This window comes from Flagellimonas sp. B-3 (assembly GCF_056857835.1).
Genome location: NZ_JBSXNW010000007.1, coordinates 1 through 21,734, shown reverse-complemented (window position 1 = coordinate 21,734; position 21,734 = coordinate 1). Strand labels below are relative to the sequence as shown.

General features: G+C 38.6%; 22 protein-coding genes and 2 pseudogenes. 20 read left to right on the top strand and 4 right to left on the bottom strand.

Going from position 1 to position 21,734, the window contains the following annotated elements; genetic code table 11:
* Window positions 1-227: 227 nt before the first annotated feature.
* The 14 genes and pseudogenes from AC13CS_RS00380 to AC13CS_RS00315 form a co-directional block, all read left to right on the top strand.
* Window positions 228-767 (top strand): annotated as a pseudogene (locus AC13CS_RS00380) (TraM recognition domain-containing protein); the annotation flags it as partial.
* 88 nt (window positions 768-855) lie between these two features.
* Window positions 856-1,458, top strand: coding sequence for a TetR/AcrR family transcriptional regulator (locus AC13CS_RS00375; protein WP_482888260.1), 603 nt, complete (start codon window positions 856-858; stop codon window positions 1,456-1,458).
* On the top strand, window positions 1,455-2,195 hold the full coding sequence (locus AC13CS_RS00370; RefSeq protein WP_482888259.1) for an outer membrane lipoprotein-sorting protein: 741 nt from the start codon (window positions 1,455-1,457) through the stop codon (window positions 2,193-2,195). Before AC13CS_RS00375 ends, AC13CS_RS00370 begins: the two co-directional genes overlap by 4 nt.
* 17 nt (window positions 2,196-2,212) lie before the next feature.
* Window positions 2,213-3,424 (top strand): ABC transporter permease, encoded by a 1,212-nt coding sequence (locus AC13CS_RS00365; protein WP_094998141.1) that lies wholly within the window; start codon window positions 2,213-2,215, stop codon window positions 3,422-3,424.
* A 17-nt stretch (window positions 3,425-3,441) separates the two neighbouring features.
* Complete coding sequence (locus tag AC13CS_RS00360) at window positions 3,442-4,653, top strand: ABC transporter permease (protein WP_482888258.1); 1,212 nt, start codon at window positions 3,442-3,444, stop codon at window positions 4,651-4,653.
* Between the two features lie 22 nt (window positions 4,654-4,675).
* Entirely contained in the window at window positions 4,676-5,359 is a 684-nt protein-coding gene (locus AC13CS_RS00355; protein WP_094998139.1) for an ABC transporter ATP-binding protein, read from the top strand.
* 62 nt (window positions 5,360-5,421) lie between these two features.
* The gene (locus AC13CS_RS00350) at window positions 5,422-6,540 is read left to right on the top strand and encodes a hypothetical protein (RefSeq protein ID WP_482888257.1); all 1,119 of its coding nucleotides are present in this window, start codon (window positions 5,422-5,424) and stop codon (window positions 6,538-6,540) included.
* An 87-nt stretch (window positions 6,541-6,627) separates the two neighbouring features.
* Window positions 6,628-6,762 carry a hypothetical protein gene (locus AC13CS_RS00345; protein ID WP_482877140.1) on the top strand — a complete coding sequence of 45 codons (135 nt, stop codon included), beginning with the start codon at window positions 6,628-6,630 and terminating at the stop codon, window positions 6,760-6,762.
* 114 nt (window positions 6,763-6,876) lie between these two features.
* Window positions 6,877-8,421 carry an IS21 family transposase gene (gene istA / locus AC13CS_RS00340; protein ID WP_482888256.1) on the top strand — a complete coding sequence of 515 codons (1,545 nt, stop codon included), beginning with the start codon at window positions 6,877-6,879 and terminating at the stop codon, window positions 8,419-8,421.
* A 22-nt stretch (window positions 8,422-8,443) separates the two neighbouring features.
* Window positions 8,444-9,181 carry an IS21-like element helper ATPase IstB gene (gene istB / locus AC13CS_RS00335; RefSeq protein ID WP_225604039.1) on the top strand — a complete coding sequence of 246 codons (738 nt, stop codon included), beginning with the start codon at window positions 8,444-8,446 and terminating at the stop codon, window positions 9,179-9,181.
* Window positions 9,182-9,658: 477 nt separating this feature from the next.
* Window positions 9,659-10,356: pseudogene (locus AC13CS_RS00330) on the top strand (hypothetical protein); the annotation flags it as partial.
* 45 nt (window positions 10,357-10,401) lie between these two features.
* Window positions 10,402-11,016: a conjugal transfer protein TraK gene (locus AC13CS_RS00325; protein WP_225604066.1), complete on the top strand. Its 615-nt coding sequence runs from the start codon at window positions 10,402-10,404 to the stop codon at window positions 11,014-11,016.
* Window positions 11,017-11,028: 12 nt separating this feature from the next.
* The gene (traM, locus tag AC13CS_RS00320; protein ID WP_225604065.1) at window positions 11,029-12,006 is read left to right on the top strand and encodes a conjugative transposon protein TraM; all 978 of its coding nucleotides are present in this window, start codon (window positions 11,029-11,031) and stop codon (window positions 12,004-12,006) included.
* A 10-nt stretch (window positions 12,007-12,016) separates the two neighbouring features.
* The gene (locus AC13CS_RS00315) at window positions 12,017-12,817 is read left to right on the top strand and encodes a DUF4138 domain-containing protein (RefSeq protein ID WP_225604064.1); all 801 of its coding nucleotides are present in this window, start codon (window positions 12,017-12,019) and stop codon (window positions 12,815-12,817) included.
* A 37-nt stretch (window positions 12,818-12,854) separates the two neighbouring features.
* Here AC13CS_RS00315 and AC13CS_RS00310 read toward each other — a convergent pair whose 3' ends face one another.
* The 4 genes from AC13CS_RS00310 to xerA form a co-directional block, all read right to left on the bottom strand.
* Window positions 12,855-13,388: an ORF6N domain-containing protein gene (locus tag AC13CS_RS00310; RefSeq protein WP_225604063.1), complete on the bottom strand. Its 534-nt coding sequence runs from the start codon at window positions 13,386-13,388 to the stop codon at window positions 12,855-12,857.
* A 29-nt stretch (window positions 13,389-13,417) separates the two neighbouring features.
* Complete coding sequence (locus AC13CS_RS00305) at window positions 13,418-14,677, bottom strand: site-specific integrase (RefSeq protein WP_225604062.1); 1,260 nt, start codon at window positions 14,675-14,677, stop codon at window positions 13,418-13,420.
* Between the two features lie 243 nt (window positions 14,678-14,920).
* Complete coding sequence (locus AC13CS_RS00300) at window positions 14,921-15,103, bottom strand: recombinase family protein (RefSeq protein ID WP_482888255.1); 183 nt, start codon at window positions 15,101-15,103, stop codon at window positions 14,921-14,923.
* 121 nt (window positions 15,104-15,224) lie between these two features.
* The gene (gene xerA, locus AC13CS_RS00295) at window positions 15,225-16,043 is read right to left on the bottom strand and encodes a site-specific tyrosine recombinase/integron integrase (protein WP_136567480.1); all 819 of its coding nucleotides are present in this window, start codon (window positions 16,041-16,043) and stop codon (window positions 15,225-15,227) included.
* A gap of 148 nt (window positions 16,044-16,191) precedes the next feature.
* Here xerA and AC13CS_RS00290 point away from each other — a divergent pair, with 148 nt between their 5' ends.
* The 6 genes from AC13CS_RS00290 (at window position 16,192) to AC13CS_RS00265 (ending at window position 21,142) form a co-directional block, all read left to right on the top strand.
* Entirely contained in the window at window positions 16,192-16,668 is a 477-nt protein-coding gene (locus tag AC13CS_RS00290) for a hypothetical protein (protein WP_093980792.1), read from the top strand.
* 489 nt (window positions 16,669-17,157) lie between these two features.
* Complete coding sequence (locus AC13CS_RS00285; protein WP_093980793.1) at window positions 17,158-18,321, top strand: IS4 family transposase; 1,164 nt, start codon at window positions 17,158-17,160, stop codon at window positions 18,319-18,321.
* 107 nt (window positions 18,322-18,428) lie between these two features.
* The gene (locus tag AC13CS_RS00280; protein WP_482888254.1) at window positions 18,429-19,046 is read left to right on the top strand and encodes a sigma-70 family RNA polymerase sigma factor; all 618 of its coding nucleotides are present in this window, start codon (window positions 18,429-18,431) and stop codon (window positions 19,044-19,046) included.
* Between the two features lie 89 nt (window positions 19,047-19,135).
* Window positions 19,136-19,381 carry a thioredoxin family protein gene (locus tag AC13CS_RS00275; RefSeq protein ID WP_093980795.1) on the top strand — a complete coding sequence of 82 codons (246 nt, stop codon included), beginning with the start codon at window positions 19,136-19,138 and terminating at the stop codon, window positions 19,379-19,381.
* A 1-nt stretch (window position 19,382) separates the two neighbouring features.
* Window positions 19,383-20,357: a permease gene (locus AC13CS_RS00270; protein ID WP_093980796.1), complete on the top strand. Its 975-nt coding sequence runs from the start codon at window positions 19,383-19,385 to the stop codon at window positions 20,355-20,357.
* A gap of 11 nt (window positions 20,358-20,368) precedes the next feature.
* The gene (locus tag AC13CS_RS00265; RefSeq protein ID WP_093980797.1) at window positions 20,369-21,142 is read left to right on the top strand and encodes an NAD(P)H-dependent oxidoreductase; all 774 of its coding nucleotides are present in this window, start codon (window positions 20,369-20,371) and stop codon (window positions 21,140-21,142) included.
* The last annotated feature ends 592 nt before the right edge of the window (window positions 21,143-21,734 follow it).

Genomic DNA, 21,734 nt, shown 5'->3' with positions numbered 1-21,734 from the left:
CCGTCGCTTGCTGGCCCCCTCGCCGTACAATTTGTAAATCCTTTTTGCCTTTCGCATATCTATCTGTTTGTTCGCCATGGTCTTTTTTACAAAAGAAACCATCGCAACACTCAAATAGAATCGATCTTTTTAGTGGCTCACTTTCATCCGCCCCACTATGCTCACTTTGGTCCGCCGCGGGTGGCTCACTTTGACCCGCCGAAGGTGGTATACTATGCCCGTTTTTTGCAATCAGGGGGCAGAAATCCTCATTTTTGATGATGGAAGAAGCACCTACTATAAAGTTGCTCAATATGCACCGTATTCCGGCTACACTTCGAAGCTATGATATTGCTACCATTTATGTAATGCAGGATAAGATCCAGAACGATATGCTCTATGGTGAAAAAGCGAGTAAGGCCATTTTGAGCAACCTATCTTATCAATTCTTTGGTAAGGTCAATGACCCGGATACTGCAAAATATTATGAACGATTTTTTGAAATTATCAAAACGCCGACCAAAAGCATAAGTAAAAGCAGTGGGTTGAGTTTTGAGAGTCGAATCACCAAAGGCGAAAGAGAGGTATCCAAACGGAGGGCAGACGCTTTCTTTAGATTGAAACAAGGGGAATTTATCACTTTTGCGGATGGGAAGGATAAGAAACTTCATTTCAAACTGCAACCAATTCAAAAGCTATTTCCTAAAAAAGCAAATCTATTTTCAACTGAAGATTTAAGATTGAATTTTGAGAGAGTTTATAGAGAGACTCAAAACATAGTAAAATAATAAGTTATAAACTTAATCTAAAAACAATTCTTTTATTTTTTTTCTTTGGATTAATTTTTTAATTTTGACCAATCGTTCATTTTAAAATATGAGTCCAAGAACTGAAAAACAATTAGAAGCCCATAAAAAAGAAAAGAAGGAAAAAATCATACGAGGGGCACTACGGCTATTTGCAACCAAGGGGTATTTCAATACTTCAATAAGTGACATTGCCAATGAATTGAACATATCAAAAGGATCTCTTTACAACTATTTTGATAATAAAGAACGATTGTTAAATGAGGCTGTTGATTTTGCCTTAAAGGAAGCATCAGAATTAAATCTGTCTGAAGATGATTTAAAAAATTTAAGCCCTGAAGATATATTTAAGGCAGTAGTTGAGGGGTATTTTAAGTTGCTTGAAGAAAAGAAAGAGCTTTGGAGTCTTATTGTGTCTTTGGCCATACATGTAGGGTCTATACCGTCAGTTCATAAAACAATTTCATCCGTATATGAAGAACTTACCAAACAATTGCAAGAACTTTTTACCATGATAGGTCACCATGATCCTGAAAATGAAGCTGTCAAACTAGGGGCGCTAATGGATGGCATTGGTATTCAATATATGATTTTTGGTGAATCATATCCTTTAAACTCGATTAAAGAAAACATTATAAAAGGTTACATAAATTCTAAAAAAAATTTACCATGAAATACAAGTTATTATTATTGTTAATGGTTGTTTCTAACTTCTCATTTAGTCAAAATGCTGATGAAATTGTTAAAAATGCTGATGATAAACTTAGGGGAAAATCGTCCTATTCTGAGATCACCATCAATATCAATAGACCAAAGTGGTCCAAAGAATTGAAAATGAAATATTGGTCAAAAGGTTCAGATTATACAGTTTCAGTAATAACCAGTCCAGCAAAAGAAAAGGGCACTGTTTTTCTCATGCGAGAAAAAGAGGTTTGGAATTACCTGCCAACAATTGAAAGAACAGTAAAGTTTCCGCCTTCAATGATGTTACAGAATTGGATGGGCACCGATTTAACAAATGATGATTTGGTAAAACAATCTTCACTGGTGACAGATTATGATAAAAAAATTATTGGTGAAGAAGAAAAGGAAGGTTACACCTGCTGGAAAATAGAGTTGACCCCAAAGCCTAATGCCGCTGTTGTTTGGGGAAAAATAATCATTTGGATTGATGAAAAAGAATACATGCAGATGCAGACAGATTTTTATGATGAAGATATGTTTTTGGTCAACCAAATGATAGGATCGGACGTAAAAACATTTGATGGCAAGTTACTTCCTTCAAAACTAACTGTTGTGCCGGTCGATAAACCGGGACAATCTACGGTAATTAGTTATAGTCAGTGGAAGTTTGGTATCGATATACCTGATGAATACTTTACCACCAATTACATGAAACGCATCCATTAATTATTAATTAGTAAACAATGATTCTAAAAATTGCCTGGAGAAACATTTGGCGTAATAAAAAAAGGAGTCTAATTACTGTAGCCTCTATACTCATAGCAATATTCCTTTCCTTAATCATGCGTTCTATGCAGTTGGGTACTTATAAGGGTATGATAGACAATGTGGTAGGTTCATATACAGGATATATACAGCTACATCATAAAGGATATTGGGATAATCGATCAATAGATAATTCAATAATTGTAACTAGTAACTTAATTAATCAATTGTCAAACACAGAAGGTGTTGAAACGATTTTACCAAGATTGGAAAATTATGGTTTATTGTCCTTTGGCGACCTTACTAAAGTAATTAGTCTCAATGGGGTTGATTTTAAGAAGGAACAAAAATTACAGGATATAAATTCAAAATTGATAACAGGTTTCCTTCCTCAAAACCCAAAGGATATTATTATAGGAAAAGGAGTAGCCTCTTATTTTAAAGTAGAAACCAATGATACTTTGGTTTTTGTAGGACAGGGATACCATGGAATGTTGGCTGCTGATAAATTTCATATTTCTGGAATTATAGACTTGAAAAACCCTGCCTTGAATAAAGTTACGGCTATGATGTCCTTGGAAGATGCCCAAAATCTTTTTAGTGCATCTGGCATTGTTACAAGTCTTGTGGTAGATAAAAATGACAATGTCCAACTTAAGTCGTTGCAAAAAGCAATCTCAAGCAAGTTGGACAGTAACTATGAAGTAATGAACTGGCAACAAATGATGCCTGAATTGCAACAAACCATTTTAGCAGATAGTGTTGGTGGATTGTTGATGATAGCTATCCTGTACATGATTCTCATCTTTGGAATTTTTGGCACCGTACTAATGATGACACAAGAAAGAAAATATGAATTTGGTGTGCTCGTCTCTATTGGGATGAAAAAAGGCAAGTTAATGTTTATGGTGTTTATAGAAACCATTATACTATCATTGTTGGGAGTAATTATGGGTGTTCTTCTTGCGTATCCAATCATGTTGTGGAAACACTACGACCCTTTGGTACTACCTGGTACACAAGCCGAAATGATGGAGAACTTCGGGTTTACTGCAGAAATTCCATTTTACATACAACCTGACCTGCCCTTGGTGCATGCTTCACTAATTTTCATAATAGCCTTGTTGGTATCTCTATATCCTATCTTAATTATTAAAAAACTGAATCCTCTGCATGCTATGAGAGGTTAACTTTTTAAAGTAACAAAATGAAAACATTATTAATGATTGCTTGGAGAAACGTTTGGCGTAATAAACTACGAAGCAGTATTGTCATTGCTTCGGTAGTTTTAGGCATCTGGTCTGGGTTGTTTATCATGGCCATGGTCTCCGGTATGAACGATCAGCGTTTGAGTAGTTTTATAAATACAAATTTGTCCCACATCCAAATTCACAATGCTGGTTTTCAGGAAAATTTTGATAAAAAAGATACTATCATAGGAAGTAATACTCTTTTAAAAGAAATAGACACCATGAGTCATGTAACGGCTTATACGAAACGGTTGGTATTACAAGGAATGGCATCTACAGCTCATGGTAATTATGGTGTGAAGATTATGGGAATATTCCCTGATAAAGAAAAAAATGTCACAGATATTTCAGAAAAACTGGTGCAAGGAACCTATTTGTACAAACTAAAAAGAAATCCAATTATCATTGGGGAAAAACTAGCCAATAAATTAGGTGTTAAAGTCAATTCCAAGGTGGTACTCAACTTTCAAGATTCCAATAATAATACCGTTTCAACTGGTTTTAGGGTTGAAGGAATTTTTAAAACCATAAACAGTTCGTTTGATGAGGAAAATGTATTTGTGAAGTATGATGATTTAGCTCCACTAGTTAGTTTAAGTGGCAAATACCATGAAATAGCCATCTTGTGTGATAACATTACTGAAACTGAAACTGTAAAGAGCCAAATCAAAACAAACAATTCCGTAGAAAGTTGGGATCAACTTTCACCAGAATTGGGCTATGCCCAAGAAGCCATGAGCAACTTTATTTACATTTTTATGGGGATTATCTTATTAGCCTTGGCTTTTGGCATTGTTAATACTATGCTCATGGCGGTTCTGGAACGAAAACGAGAAATAGGGATGTTGCTATCTGTTGGTATGGATAAACGAAAAGTCTTTACCATGATTATTTTGGAAACACTTTTCTTGGCTTTTATAGCGGCGCTTCTAGGTGTATTGTTGTCAATATGGACGATTGAATATTTTGGTAGGCATGGTATCAATTTATCAGCTGTTGCCAAAGGATTGGAAAGTTTAGGAATGGGTGCAAGAGTATTTACCAAACTGCCATTTGCTATGTATGTTGATATTACCTTAATGACACTTTCTGTCGCTTTGATTGCGGCCGTAATACCAGCAAGAAGGGCTTTAAAATTAAATCCGGCAGAGGCCGTGAAAGCTATTTGATAAAATTTAAAACTCAACAAAAATGAATGTTATAAAAACAGAAAACCTAATAAAGGTTTATAATGAGGGTAAAGGTAACGAAGTGAAAGCGCTTAATGGCGTTTCCTTGGATGTAGAAAAAGGAGAATTCACTGCTATTGTTGGACCTTCTGGGTCTGGAAAAAGCACCTTGCTCAACATTATTGGTGGGCTGGACAGACCCCATTCAGGAGAGGTGTTTGTCGACAAAATTGATATCATTGGAATGAAGGAAAACGAACTTATCAATTTCAGATTACAAAATATTGGTTTTGTATTTCAGGCCTATAATTTAATCCCAGTCCTTAATGCCAAGGAAAATGTAGGTTTCATTATGCTTTTGCAGCATAAGTCAAAGAAAGAAATTGATAATAGAGTTGAAGCCCTGTTAAAATCGGTTGGTTTGGATAGTCAAGCATCAAAACGCCCCAATGAAATGAGTGGTGGTCAACAACAGCGCATTGCAGTGGCCAGAGCATTGGCTTCTAAACCTAAATTTGTATTAGCTGACGAACCTACTGCTAATCTAGATTCAAAATCCACATCAGATCTTCTTGACATTATGGAGCAACTCAATGAAAAAGAAGGAATAACATTTGTTTTTTCAACGCATGATCAACGCGTTATTGATAGGGCACATCGTATAGTAACATTGGAAGATGGTAAAATAATTAAGGATACCAAGTAATTAAGTTGAAGTTAACAAAGCACATAGTATTCTATATTTTGGTTATTGCATCAATAATCAATATGACGGCACAGGAAAAGCAAAATTGGGTTTCTGAACATGTAGACTTTTCGGGTTATGTAAAGTATTTAAACACTTCTAGTTTTACTTCCTTGGATAGTATAGGAAATGACAACCTAATTCATAATAGATTAAACTTTAAGATGTATGCCAACGATAATCTTACACTAGCAATCGAATTACGTAACAGGATATTTTGGGGTACTTCAGTTAAATCAATTCCAAACTATGCGTCAATGGTTGAAAATTCAAACCAAGATATTGATATGACTGCTTTATTAATAAATCAACCAGCACTTATTTTGCTTTCAAATATTGACCGGTTGTATGTAGATTATCATTCAAGTAAATGGCAGTTGGTTTTAGGTCGTCAACGTATAAATTGGGGTAAGAATTTAGTTTGGAATCCTAATGACCTTTTTAATGCTTACAGCTTTTTTGATTTTGATTATGAAGAGCGACCAGGGACAGATGCCTTAAGAGCAAAATATTTTACTTCAGGAAATTCTAGTTTCGAATTTGCCATTAATTATACAGATCAATGGAAAAATAATACAGTGGCTATAAAGTATAATTTCAACAAATTTCAATATGATTTTCAAATGATAGTCGCCAAATATTTGGAAAATTACACCTTGGGGTTAGGCTGGGAAGGTGTTATAAAAGATATGGGTTTCAAAGGAGAATTAAGTTATTTTATGCCCTATGGCAATTCCATCGAAGACAATGCTTTTGTAGGTTCCATTTCGTTTGATTATTATTTCAAAAATGATATTTCCTTAAATGTTTCTACATTATATAATAGTGATGGTATAAGTAACACAAATGCTTATGATACTTCTCAATTATACAGTGAATCTATTGACGTAAAACACCTGATGCCAAATAAATGGTCCTTTTTTGGTCAAGCTTCTAAAACATTTACACCAGCAATAGCAGGTTCAATAGCTTCTATATATGCTGCTGATATTGATATGGTTTTTTTTATGCCACAGTTTACTTATAGTATATCCCAAAATTGGGATTTTGATGTTACTGGGCAACTTTTTTATGGTAAGCAAAAAGATAATTTTTCTAACCTTGGAAATAGTATTTATTTAAGGTTTAAATATAGTTTTTAAGTAATAAAACGATAGTGTAAGGATGTTTCTTAAAAAGAAGTAAATCAAAAATTAGATAAAGTTAAACCAAATTACAAACTGTTTATTATGAAAGTTTTATTAGTCCTATTTGCTAGTGCCTTCTTTATTAATGTTAATGCTCAAAAAATGAAAGAATATAAAATTGAAATAGCTGTAAAAGCTGGAAACGCCGGACATAGTATACCACCCTCGCCGGGTTAAAGTGACCATAGCTGGCCGGACGAAAGTGACCCACCCTCGCCGGGCCAAAGTGGACCACTTTTAGATTCGATCTATCTGTAAAAAGTCTAAGTGCTTTTTTTGTTAAAAAGCACCATGGCGAACAAGCAGATAGACATGCGAAAAACAAAACTGATTTACAAACTTTACACCTCCGGCACTAGCAAACGGAGGATAAGCCAACAATTGGGCATATCCCGTGTCACGGTCAGGAAGTACATCGAGTTCTTCAGGCGGTACCGTTTTACGGCCTACGAAGTGGAGAAGATGACCCTGGAGGAACTCCACAACCTTTTCAAGGACGGTCAAAAGCGCAAGAGCCAACGGTTGCTGACCTTACGGCAGTACTTCCCCTATTTTGACAAAGAGCTCCGCAAGACCGGGGTGACCAGGCAATTGTTGTGGGAGGAATATTATGCCAAGCACCCCGATGGCTTCAAGCTCTCACAGTTCAAGTATTGGTACGCCGAATGGCGCAAGGAGACCTCTCCGGTAATGCACATGGAGCACAAGGCCGGCGACAAGCTCTTTATAGACTTCACGGGAAAGAAACTCCACTTCGTTGACAGGGAAACCGGTGAACTGAAGGAACTGGAGGTGTTCGTTTGCATACTGGGCAGCAGCCAATATACTTATGTAGAGGCCTGCGCAAGCCAAAAACTGGAGGACTTCATCCGCTGCACCGAAAACGCACTATGGTTCTACGGCGGCGTACCAAAGGCCCTGGTGCCCGACAACCTTAAGTCGGCGGTCACCAAGAGCAGCCGTTACGAGCCCAAGGTCAACGAGGTCTTCGCCGACTTTGCCGAACACTACGAAACGGCGGTACTGCCCACACGTACCTATAGGCCAAGGGACAAGGCCATAGTGGAGAACGCCGTGAAGATAATCTACACCAGGGTGTTCGCCCCTTTACGGAACCAGGTCTTCCATGGCATGACCGATATCAACATCGCGATAAGGGAACTGCTGGAAAAACACAACGCAATGTCGTTCAGGGGAAGGGAATATTCCAGGCGTTCACTTTTCATGGAAATCGAGAAGGGCGAACTGATGCCGTTACCGGCGAAACGCTATGAGGTAAAACGATATGCCCAGGCCACCGTACACAAGAACAGCCATATCTATTTTGGGAAGGACAAGCATTATTACAGCGTGCCCTACAGACATATAGGCAAACAGGTCAAGCTGGTCTATACCGATAACATCGTCGAGATCTACCATAAGCACGAAAGGTTCGCCGTACATACAAGGGACAGGAAGAAATACGGCTATACCACCTTGGCCGACCATATGCCCTCGCACCACAGGTTCGTGAGCGAATGGAGCAGTGAAAGGTTCATCGATTGGGCGGGCAATATCGGCGGACACTGTAAAGGGTACATCATTGCCATCCTGGAGAAGAAGCAACACCCGGAACAATCCTACAAATCTTGTCTGGGCGTGCTCCACCTTGCCAAAAAGTACGGAAGGGAGCGTCTTGAAAATGCGTGCAAACGTGCCTCGGAATATGGTGCGTACAATTACAATATGGTCGAGCGCATCCTAAAAAAGGGATGGGACCAGATCGATGAACGTATGGACGGGGATATGGAAATGCCCGAGCACAACAACATAAGGGGAGGGGAATACTACGAATAGAACAATATTAAAAACAGGACATATGAACGAAAAAACAATGCAATTGATGAAAGAAATGAGGCTCTATGGAATGCACAGGGCCTTCACCACAACAATGGAGACCGGCGGTCCGTCGACCGGTTACACCAACGATGAACTGGTCGCCTATCTGGTCCAGTGCGAATGGGACGACCGGCACAACCGTAGGATAGAGCGATTGACCAAGTCGGCAAGGTTCAGGTATACGGCCGTCATGGAGGCCATCGACTACCGACCGTCGCGCCAACTGGACAAGAACCTGGTCCGGCGGCTAGGTTCCTGCGGGTTCATCCAAAAAAGGGAGAACATACTTATTACCGGCAGTACCGGCGTGGGCAAAAGTTACCTGGCCTCGGCCATCGGCCACCAGGCCTGTTCCATGGGATCAAAAACGATGTACTTCAATACTGCAAAGCTCTTTACCCTGCTCAAGACATCAAAGGCCGACGGTTCCTATCCAAAACAAATAAACAAACTTGAAAAACAGGACTTGCTCATCTTGGATGACTTCGGCCTTAAGCCATTGGACAACATCAATAGGCATGCACTTATGGAAATCATCGAGGACAGGCACGGCAAAAAATCCACTATAATAGCATCACAATTGCCCGTATCAAAGTGGCACGACATTATCGGGGAGAGAACACTGGCCGATGCCATCCTCGACCGTTTGGTGCACACGGCACACAGAATAGATATAAAAGGCGAATCAATGAGAAGAAAATTGAAAAATAAAAACTAAGTTTAACCCACGGATAGATCAAATCTGGGCAGTCCAATTGCCATGGTCAGTTTCATCCGGCGAAGGTGGGTCAGTTTACCCGGCTTATCCATCCAGGCGTCCAAATCACTGCCCGTGGCCACGGTTATTCACAAACAGGACATTTAAAGAAAAAGCCTTTATACGGCGAACGAATTGCCCAACGATACCTTTCTCCAAAAAGCGACCCACGATTATTTTAAAGGGCGTGGTTATTTAAAACATAGTTCATATCTGTTCTTTGTTCTCCCATACAACAAGGCATTGAACGCCACCAAGTTTACCTACCCGTTCCGTAAGGTCGAAAAGGGCATCCATAAACAGATGGACCATACTGTACAGGAGTTCATCGCTTCGGTAAACGATGCCGTTTCCTTTGTCAACAATAGCCGAAAGGTGTCCCTTACCCAATTAAAAGAGAGCGAAATATTAGAGCTTACCAACACTTACTTTAACGGGTTCAACGAGGGCGTAGCGAACAACGAGGGCTATACCTGGGGGTTGACCCCTGCGGAACTGGCCAAAAACTTAGCTGTGGTCATTTTGGTCATTTTTTCTACACAGGTATTGGGCGTTTTCGATGCCATTTTGGTGGCCATCGAGACCCAATACCGGGACACGGCTCCGGCACTCCTCCCGTTGCAGATGCAGGATATTGACATCGAACAGGATGTGGGTGCCTTGGAAGCCGCCAAAAAAGCAATGGCCATACTCTACGAGGCTCTGGTCACCCCTTTGTACGGGTTGAAGATGCTAGCCTTTATCATCGGGGTTTTTCTGTGGTTGTTGGATTTGTTCATCTATCCCTTGTTCTTGGCGGAGCGGTTTTTCCTTTTGGGCATCATGCAGGCGTTTTTTCCATTGGTCATCAGTCTGGCCGTATTTGAAAAGTTCCGGTCCTTGGCCTACAATTTCTTTAAGCTCTATGCTGGGGTGTATATGCTGGTGCCGCCTTCTTTTTGGTCAATGTATTCCTGAACAACCTCTATACCGAAATCAACACCAATTTTTGGAGCAACCTATTCGGAACGGATTGGGGAAGTAGCTTTTTTGCCCCGTTGCTGCAACTGGGCTCCATCGGGTTTATCGTATTCCTGAAGTTCAAACTGTACCGTAGGGCCATCTCGTTCACCCTTAAACTTTTCACTGGTGGATAATCCACATTAAAAGGCACATTAGACAATTAATCATCCATACTTAAAATGAAAACACCTTATAAAAACATATACAACATCCTTAAGCTGAACCGCTTTATTGTATTGACGGCCGTTGTAGGGGCTGTGCTCACCTGTATTGTTTCCATGCTGATGGTCATCAAACTGCACAAGGAGACCGTGGGCAGTGCCTTTGTGGTCAACTCAAACGGTAGTGTAATTCCCTTGAAGCTCGTTTCCCAACAAGAAAACCTGAACGTGGAGGCATTGGCGCACCTGGAGCTGTTCCATACCTACTTCTACAACATCGATGCGAGCAATTATGAAAGGAATCTGGAAAAGGCATTATGGCTGGGCAACAGCTCAGTGGATGCCCTCTATCGACAGAAAAAGGCCGATGGGGTCTATAACCGTTTGTTACAGTATTCATTGGTGCAAAAAGTGTTGAGCATCGAATCCAAAGTGGATATCCAAAACGAGCCTTACAGGTTTGAGACCAGGACCGTTTTTGAAATCAACCGGGGTTCCATAACCGATACCTACGAGCTTATCACAACGGGCAACCTTATCAAGGTGGATAGGAACTTTCCGAACAATACCCACGGATTGCTGATTACCGACTTTTTTGAAAAAACATTACGAAAAATCAATGGTGAACGATAAAACCCGTATAAAATGAAAGTAGAAAAAAACAAAATCATCTTTTCCATTGTATTGGTATGTATCCTACTTTTTATAGGAAGCTATGCCATGCTGGTATTGGGAGAGGATGAAGAACCGACCCTAGAGAACAACCAGGTTCCCGTGCCAGAATTGGAGGACGATCAAAAACAGTACGATTCAAAATTGGATGCCCTGAACGATTTGAAGGAGGTTAGGCAAACCAATGCCCCAAGCATCTACGATGAACGGCTACTGGATTCTACGGGCGTTTATGACCCGGATTTGTTGGACAAGGAAAAGATGCGATTGGTGGACAGTATCTACAAACAAGGGCAGATAAAATATTCAGAACAATCCTATGAACATATCAATCCGAGGTACAGGCCATCAAAACCGACCATTAAGAAGGAAAAGGACACCATCGACGTCAAGGATGAGCAGGAAACCGAAGTCGAGGTCAAGGAACGTGCTTTGGAGCACCAACTCTTTTTTGCTTCCCACCCCATCGAGAATGACGATTTGAATGCAAAAAATACGGACGGTTTTATCTACGTCCGTGTAGATGGTACGCAGACCGTCAAAAACAATTATCGCTTACAGATGCGGCTCCTAAAGGATGCCATGATTTATGGGCAACGTTATTCCAGGAATACGCCCATTTATGGATTTATCAGTTTTAAGCCCAATAGGGCCATCATCGATATTGAAAACATCAACCATCAACCCGTAAGATTAAGGGCACATGACTATCAGGACGGTAGCGAGGGAATTTATGTGGAAAACAGTTTTAGGGCAGAAGTTACCAATGAAATCGTTGGGGATATGGTGGACGACATTAACATTACCGGAGTGCCTCAGGTCAGTGGTTTCAAAAAAATTTTCCAGCGTAACCATCGCAATGTCAAGGTTACAATAACTGATAACTACAAACTCATTTTAAAAATATCCAAGACCAAATTTCAAGGAAAGCCCATGATGGGCAATTATTAAACTTACTCTTATGAAAACTTTTATCACATTACTGCTATTGGCCTTTACAACATCTATACAGGCACAGAAACCACTCGACACCATTTATGCCAATGACCAAAAGAACGTTGCCCTGTTTTTTCCCAATCCCATAAGGCAGGGCATTACAGGAATTTCCCATTTTGTGTTCACCTACAACCGTGAAAAGGAACAGTATTTTGGACTGTTACAGGCAAAACCGGGAACCGAGAGCAATCTTTTGGCCGTTACCAGTGACGGTAAGGTGTATTCCTATATCTTGAAATATTCCGAAAAACTTACCAAACTGAACTACTTCATCGACGAGGATGAAAGCATTGGCAATGAAAGCCCCACAATGGAAATACTCAAAACTGAAAATCCAGCAACCGCCACCAATAAGGATAGAACCGCTTATTTTCAAAGAGCTAGTGAATATTTACTCAGATCCGGTTCTGAAACCATTGCCGTAAAACGTAAAAAAGGAATCCGATTAAAGTTACAGAAAATGGTCTACGATGCTTCCGAGGTGCATCTGGTAATGGAGGTCAAGAACAAATCCGGAATCGATTTCGAAATTGACTATCTCAATGTGTACCGGACCAATGGCAACAATAAACGGAAAGCCTCTTACCAACGGTTGAGACAAGAGGTTGTTTATAAATATAAAATGCCCAACGCTATTGCTGATGGGAAATCGCAACGGTTTGTATTTGTGCTTCCAAAGTTTGTCCTAGGCGATAACGAAAAGTTGATGCTGGAACTGATGGAACGGAACGGGAGCAGAAAAGTGGTATTGGAGACAACTCTTTAACAAAATTACTGTACTATATAAACCTAAAAACCAAGCTTTATCGGCTTGGTTTTTTATCATTGGTTTTAAACCCAATTCGTTCCCTATTCTGTTGGTCAATCTGTACTTTATCTTTTTGCAATAGGTAGTTCAACGCTTGGTGGATGTCCTTGAATTTAACGTTCATTTCTTTTTCAAGTTTGGCTATTTGTTCCTTTAAATCCCCATAGTCCGCAAGATGCTTTCTATACATTACAAAAGCCCTAACAATGGAAATGTTTACCTGTATGGCCTTTTTACTCTTCAGTACACTGGAGAGCATGGCAACCCCTTGTTCAGAAAATGCAAAGGGAGCATATCGTAATCCCATTTTGTTAGATTCATTGGACATCACAAATTGTGACCTCCAATTCTCCAACTCCTCTTTGGTCAGTTCAAACATAAAATCATTGGGGAAACGGTCGATGTTCCGTCTCACTGCCTGTTTCAGCACTCTTGTTTCAACTCCATAAAGTTCGGCCAGGTCAAAATCCAACATGACTTTATATCCTCTAATCGTAAAGATTTTTTCTTTTATTATTGATAGTTCCATTTTATAGTTTTTGGTTATTAAAGTGCCTATCACATATTGTGATAAGCTTTGTTTGAATCATCTTTCTGTTCAGAAAATTGCACCCTTAATTTTTGCATATCATCGCTTACTTTACGCTCAATGACCTTGGCATAAATCTGGGTGGTCGAAATTTTCGAGTGACCCAACAGCTTCGATACCGTTTCAATAGGTATACCATTGCTCAATGTAACGGTAGTAGCAAATGTGTGCCTGGCAATGTGAAAGGTCAGGTTCTTTTTGATACCACAGACATCCGCAATCTCCTTTAAATAAGAGTTCAGCTTTTGGTTGGATATTTTGGGAAAGAGTCTACCCTGGGCAACGGCTTTGTAATTGTTTCTGTATTTTTCGATAATGGCCAAAGCTTTTGGAAGCAATGGTATACGGATGGGTTTGGTTGTTTTTTCACGTCTGTAATGAATCCATAATTCTCCATCAATGCCTATACAGATGTTATCTTCCGTCAAATGGATGACATCGATATAGCTCAAACTTGTATAGCAACTGAAAACGAACAAATCCCTTACCATTTGTAACCTTGCAATGGTCAGTTCCTTATTTTCGATTTCCTGGAGTTCGTCCAGACTCAAAAACCCGCGTTCCTTTTTTATGAACTTGGATTTAAAGTTGATGAACGGGTCACGTTCTATCCATCCCAATTTTTGCGACAGGTGTACCAACTTTCTGAACCGCTCGATATGTTTCATTACGGTATTGTTGCCCATCGGTTTCTGGTGGTCCTCCGGAACGTAGCTCCGCAGATACTTTTCGAACTTTATTATAAAATCATAATCCAGTTCCTGTAAATACTTATCGGTAGTCTTATATGCTTTTTTTAGGAACTTGAAAATATAGCGTTGGGTAGTGAAATAGTTTTTTTGGGTGCCCCATTTCAGCTTGCCCTCCATATCCTCATTATGGTAATTAATGATGTCCATAATGGAATGGCTATCGTCGTCCTCTCCAAAATACCTTGCTTTTACGGCTTGTGCGGTAATTAGTTTGCGTTCCGTTTTTAATTCCCGGTAGCATTCAAAAAGAAAGGTGTAGGTTTCGTCCAGATAGCTGTTGAGCATTCTGGATTTTTGGTTGTTTCCCTTTGCCCTGTTTCTGTGGATGTCCCAATCGGAGACCAGAGTTTTTCGTTTTAGGCTAATGGTCGCCCGTTTTCCGTTTACGGTAATTCTGGCATAGAGGGAAGCTTGCTTGTCTTTTGCCCTTGCGAAGTCTGCCCAGAACAAAATACTGAAGGTGGTCGATGTTTTCATTTGTTTCGTCTTTTAGTTAACAACAGGTGTTGTCAGACGAAAGCCAAATCACTTATAAAGATACATTTATTTACCGAACCAAAAAGGCTGCTTTAACAATTAGGTCAACACAAATGTTAAAACGGTTTTGTTATCCGATTTGTTGACTTTTGTTGACGCATTAAATCGAATCATTTGATTTCTCTAAAAAATAAAAAACCTGATAATCATTCGATTAACAGGTTTTTAGTAACAATTGATATGTTAAAAAGTCGGGGTGTCCCCCTTCCTCATGTATTTGAGCATCTCGTTCAGGCCCTTTCTATCATCTCTTGTACCGCTGGCGATATCGGTATAGATTTTCTCGCAACCCTCTTTTTCGAGCAAGGCAATCTGAGCTTCCAACTTTTGTTCGGGTGTGGACACCCTGGCATATCCGACCGTCATATTTGGTTCCGTAAAAGGTTATATAACGAAACTACTAAAAAGAACGACAAATGGAACTGTGAACGAATGTTTTTTGACGCGGATTCAACTGTGCCGTAAAACGGCCAATTTATGGAGCGGTTCAATCATCAAAAGGACTTGTCACATTCAACAAAGTAGGTTCAGTAACTTGGGTATAAATCATGGTCGTCTTAATGGAATTGTGCCCTAAAAGTTTTTGGATGATTCTAATATCGGTACCATTTTCCAATAGGTGCGTTGCGTAACTGTGCCTCAAGGTATGCGCGGTGATGTTTTTATTTATTCTCGCCCTTTTGGCAGCAGCCTGGAGAAGCTTGTTGAAACTTGACGAAGAATACCTGTCTCCCTTTTGGCCTTCAAATAGGTATCGTTTGGGCGTATATTCTTTATAGTACTCACGAAGCATTGACAAGGTTTTTTCAGATAAGGGTACTATCCTGTCCTTGTTGCCCTTTCCTGATTTAATATGTATCACCATTCTGGATGAATCTATATCCTTGATTTCAAGTGCAATCAACTCGCCTACCCTTAAGCCTGCACTGTAGACCACGGCTATCATGCTCTTATGCTTGATGTTGTTGGCTTTTTCAATGATTTTAAGAACTTCCTTTCTTGCGATGACTACGGGGAGCTTATTTGGCTTTCTACTCGGAAATAGATATTCCAAGTTAATGTTCTGACCGAAAATTTCTCTGTAATACAGCTTCAAGGCCATCGCTACCTGTTTCTGGTAGGAATAGGATACTTTCTTGGTGTGTACCATATGATAGAAGTACCTGTGAAGTTCGGTTTCATCAATCTTGTTCAGTGGCTTTTCAAAAAATTGAGTCGCCATCTTTACGATGGAAGAGTAACTCTCTATAGTGTTCCTGCTATACCGCTTAACCTCCAATATTTTCACAAAATCAGGCAATGACATAATAATATGAAGATATCGATTTATAGTGAAAAAGTACTATTTTTATCCAACATCAATATGGTTATGCGGAACTTTCCGGATATCCAGTAGTTGTAGTGCATTTGACACAACCATAAGGCAAATTCAGTATCTAATAGTAAACAGATTTATGAAAAAAAATTTCATACTTATTGTAATAAGCATTTTATTGTCAAATTGTTCGAATGATGATGATAATGGTATTGATTGTCAACTTTTTGACCCCGCATTTCCAAGTTTATATATTAAATTAGTTGATTCAAACGGTAATAATTTAATTGAAAATGGTACTGTAAACCCAGAAGAAATAACACTTCAAAATGGATTAGGTTTCAGATTTAATCCTCCTAATGAATTTGCTAATCCTGATTCTGAAATTAGGGAGTTTGATAATACAATTGAATTATTTATACCAAATGAATCGACCTTTCAATACGTTATTAAACTAAACGATACAGAAACTGTTACCTTGGATTTTTTAGCAGAATTGACTAAAATTCCCTGTAATATAACTTACTATACTCCAACTGGAGTGGTTTACAATACTCAAAATTTGGAATTAAGAGAAGGTTCCTCACTCGAATTTATAACGGATATAGAACTCTGAAAAAACGCACTACAACAATTCCTAAACGTAATGCGGACTTTAGGGCTCAATCGAAATGTCTGTGTATATTTATGAAGTCGCTAAATCTTATGGATTTAGCTTTAGAATAGAAAAAATAAAACTAAACAATAAGCTTTAGCTTCGTGCACAGACGGAAACGAAAAAGTTTCCTTACCACCGCACTACGCTTAGCCGAGACGTTACCCACAAGCTGAAAACCAGCCGCATATTTTAGCACTTTCGGTTTTTCCCAACACATAAATCCAACGCTCTAAAAACCAAAAGAGCTAAAACTTTCCCAAAATTCGTAATTATGTATTTAAGTATTTGCTTAAATACATAATTAATTATATATTTGCACCCACTAGTGTCTACTATAAATTTTAAAATGTTCTTTGAAATTATTGATAATTAGAAAGATATCACTGTTTTTTGACGGTGACGATTTGAATTGCACTTTTTTTAAGTTCGTGATTTTTCCACGAACCTATGAATCAAGGCAAATACGTTTTCGCTCAACTCACTGAATTATTGCCCCAACGGGTTTTTGATAGGATTGTTTCCAAACACAATGGTAACAAGTATGTAAGACACTTCACTTGCTGGAACCAGCTCATGTGCATGGTTTTTGGTCAGGTTTCCGGAAGGGAAAGCCTTCGGGACCTGCTAGTGGTTATCAAAGCCCACCAGAACAAATCTTACCATTTAGGGTTTAGCAAAAGTGTTACTTTGAGCAACCTTGCAAAGGCCAATAAAAAAAGATCCTATCTGATTTTTGAACAGTATGCCAATTATCTAATAGCTCTGGCAAGAAGCAAGAGTAGTGAAAATGATTTAGGGATAAACGGGAGGGTTTATGCCTTTGACTCCACGACCATTGATCTGTGCCTGGGGGTATTCTGGTGGGCTACTTTCCGCAAGGCAAAAGCGGGGATAAAACTGCACACCTTATTTGATGTTACCACCCGGATACCTGCATTCGTTCATTTTTCTGAAGCGGACGTACATGATGTCAATGCCATGGACCATCTCATTTACGAGCCATCGGCCTATTATGTGTTCGACCGCGGTTATGTAGATTTTAATCGGTTATACACCATCACGACCCAACAGGCATTTTTCGTGGTAAGAGCCAAATCCAACCTGAAATTCAATCGCATGTATTCCTGTAAGATTGACAAATCCACTGGAGTGAAAGCTGACCAAACCGGAAAAATGAGCGGATTTTATACCTCTAAGGAGTACCCTGATAAAATCAGACGGATTAAATTCCATGACAATGAAAACGACAGGACCTTTGTGTTCTTGACCAACAACTTTGAGCTGACGGCATTACAGGTTGCACTGCTGTACAAGCAACGTTGGCAGGTGGAACTTTTCTTTAAATGGATAAAGCAACACTTAAAGGTAAAATCGTTTTGGGGAACCACGGAAAATGCAGTACGCATACAAATCAATGCGGCCATAATCACCTATTGTCTGGTCTCTATTTTCAAAAACGAACATAAAATAGAGCATTCCACCTACGAAATCATACAGGTTCTCAGCGTATCCCTACTGGACAAAACTTCTGTAAAACAGTTGTTTACAAATTCTAATTACAATAATGTCAATGAACAAACTGATAACCAGTTGAAAATCAACTTATTTTAAGTGGACACTAGTGATATATTTATACAAATAAAAAATAATTATTTAAGTTTATATTATCAGACAAAAAGTTTTATAATAAATTGAAAATTAGATTTTTAAATACTAATATGAAGAAAGAATGTTGTGATATAAATGAAGTAGTTCAAGAATTCTATGATTTTTTAAAATTCTATATTTTAAAAAAAGTAAATGATGAAGTAATAGCTGAAGATATCGTTCAGGAGGTGATGATAAAGTTAATTGAATCACACCAAAAAGATATACAGGTTAAAAACATAAAAGCCTGGTTATTTCAAGTAAGCCGAAATACTATTTACGACTACTTCAAAAACAATAAACTAAACCACTTACTAGAATACAATAATACTTTATTACTAGAATACAATAATACTTTAGTAGATAATGAAAATAATCAATTTGAACTTTCAGTTCATGATTTTATTATTCCAATGATACAGTTCCTACCAAAAAAATATGCTGAGCCTTTGTATTGGAGTGATATCGATAACATTCCACAAAATGTTATTGCGGAAAGATTAGGTTTAAGCCATTCAGGTGCAAAAATGCGGGTGCAACGAGCAAGAGTTAAACTTCGAGAACTATTTGTTGAATGTTGCAACATTGAATATGATGCTGAAGGAAATTTTGCAACTTGCACCGTAAAAGATTCTTGCACCCCATTAAAAAATCATCTCACTAAATATAAGAAAGAGAATAATTTATAGTTTCCGAAAAAATATTTTTTCAAAAGTTTGTGTCTTTTGACACCTTGGTTCAGACTACATAGTAAAGTTTAATCTTAAAAAATCATACTATGAGTACTGAAATCAAAATTCTACATTCTTCCTGCTGTGCAACCGGCTCACCCATCAAAGCACAATTAGAAAAAATTGCAGATGACAACAATCTTGATCTGAATATCGAGGAGCTGTCTGAAATGCAAGATACAATGGTTTATGGCACAATGAGCTTCCCCTCCCTGGTGGTGAATGGTCAGGTATATGACCTTAAAAAACTAAAGTCCGATGCCGATATTTTATCAGTGCTAAAACCTGCGTAAAATGGAAACAATTGAAAACTTACTTTCAAGACTTTCCAATTTAATTGTTTATGATTTATTAGGTTTAGAGAAAGCAGGGCTGTTTGCCACGGCCCTGCATTACTTTATCACAACCTTTATCCTCATATCAGTATTGGTAATAGTGGTAACCTATGTTATGGGTTTTGTGACCAATTATTTGCCAATGGATAAAATCAGAAACTATTTGGAGAGAAATAAAAAATCAGGACTAGGAAATGTACTGGCTTCTGCCCTAGGTGCCATAACCCCCTTTTGTTCCTGTTCTTCCATTCCTCTTTTTGTAGGGATGATGCAGGCACGAATTCCATTGGGAATTGCCCTCTCTTTTTTAATCACATCGCCCTTGGTCAATGAAATTGCGATTGCACTGTTCTGGGTGGCCTATGGTTGGAAAGTAACTGTTGTTTACATCATAACAGGTGTTTTACTTGGGGTTATTGGCGGTATTGTGTTGGAAAAGCTAAAAATGGAACAATATGTTGCAGACTGGCTAAAAAAGCTGGAAGTAAATTTTAAATCAGAGGTGAAAGATAAACGTTCCTTCTTTGCACGATTGTCTGAAATTCATACGGAAGCCGTTGAAACTTTAAAGAAACTGGTTCCTTATATTTTTATAGGTATCGCCATAGGTTCTTTTATTCACGGTTATGTACCGCAATCTTTTTTTGAGAAATATATTTCCGAAAGCAATCCATTTGCCGTGCCTATTTCAGTGTTGCTTGGCATTCCACTTTATATTGATGCTGTAGGCGTGCTTCCGGTTATTGAAACTCTGGTTGATAAAGGTGTGCCACTTGGAACGGCGATTGCCTTTATGATGGCCTCTATAGGTTTATCACTGCCAGAAGCACTTTTATTGAAAAAAGTAATGAAGCGAAAGTTAATTGTCACCTTTTTTGTCACACTCGGCATTGGGATGGTTATCTCGGGGTATTTGTTTAATCTAGTTTTTTAAAAATATTATAAATGAATATACTAATCGTTTACGCTCATCCAGAGCCTAAATCACTAAATGGAAGTATTAAAGACTTTTATTTCGATTACTTTAATGCACAAGGGAATCAAGTAAAGGTTTCAGATTTATATGCCATGAATTGGAAAGCTGTTGCCGATGGCAACGACTTTATCGAATATAACGAAAAGGAGCGATTGAACTATATGCAAAGTTCAGGTGCGGCATTTGCCAATAAAACACAAACACAAGATATTGGTCATGAACAAGAAAAATTGCTCTGGGCCAATTTTATTATTTTTCAATTCCCGCTATGGTGGTTTGGTATGCCAGCAATTATGAAAGGTTGGGTGGATAGAGTATTTGCCTTTGGGTTTGCTTATGGTACTGGTAAATACGGCGGAAAGTATTGGGGTAACCGATATGGCGATGGTACCCTTAAAGGTAAAAAAGCTATGCTATCTGTTACAATCGGCGGACGAAAACCCCAATATGAAGAAACGGGCATTAACGGTCATATAGACGACCTCTTATTTCCAATTCAACACGGAATGCTATGGTATGCAGGTATTAGTGTTATTCCTCCAGAAGTATTGTATCAGGCACATAGTATTTCTGAAAACGAGTTGAAAATTTACCTTGAAAAATTGAAAACTAAACTGGATAGTTTAGAAGATTACCCAGTAGTACCATATCGTTTTCAGAATCACGGAGACTATAATGACCAACAACAGCTAAAGCCTGAAAAACAAAATGGAAAAACGGGATTTTCTATACATCTAAAGTAAAGTGACTGTATAACTTAAAAGAAGTTTTAGATACAGAGTTTTCGTATTCGCTAAACATTGATCAATCATTCTGAAAGACCGTTATATTAATAAGAATATGGAGCTTGTTAATTAACTTTGAAAAAAGCATTATCACATCCATAGCATCTTTCACCCGAACACTTAAACCAAATCAATACGCTTAAACAATTTTTCTTAAACTGGTTTAAGTTTTAGGGGTTTTGATAATTATAAATTTGTCCTATTAGTATTAATCCACTATGACTCAGAAATACACACAACTATTTGTACGAATAACAATAGCTACGGCATTTTTATCTGCAGTGGCAGATCGTATAGGTTTATGGGGGGCTCCTGGCAGCAAATATGCCTCTTGGGGTAACTGGGAAAACTTCATGGCCTATTCCAATCAACTTAATTTTTTTGCTCCAGACCTATTAAAAGAGCCATTGTGGATAGGGCGGTCAATGTATACCACCTGCGGCGGATGAAAGTGAGCAGTGCAAATCAAGTGCACGAGATCGACTCATTTTGGTGCTGAAGTTAACGTTTATTTTTAATTTTTTTTCTCATTGATTCCCCTTTTATGTCC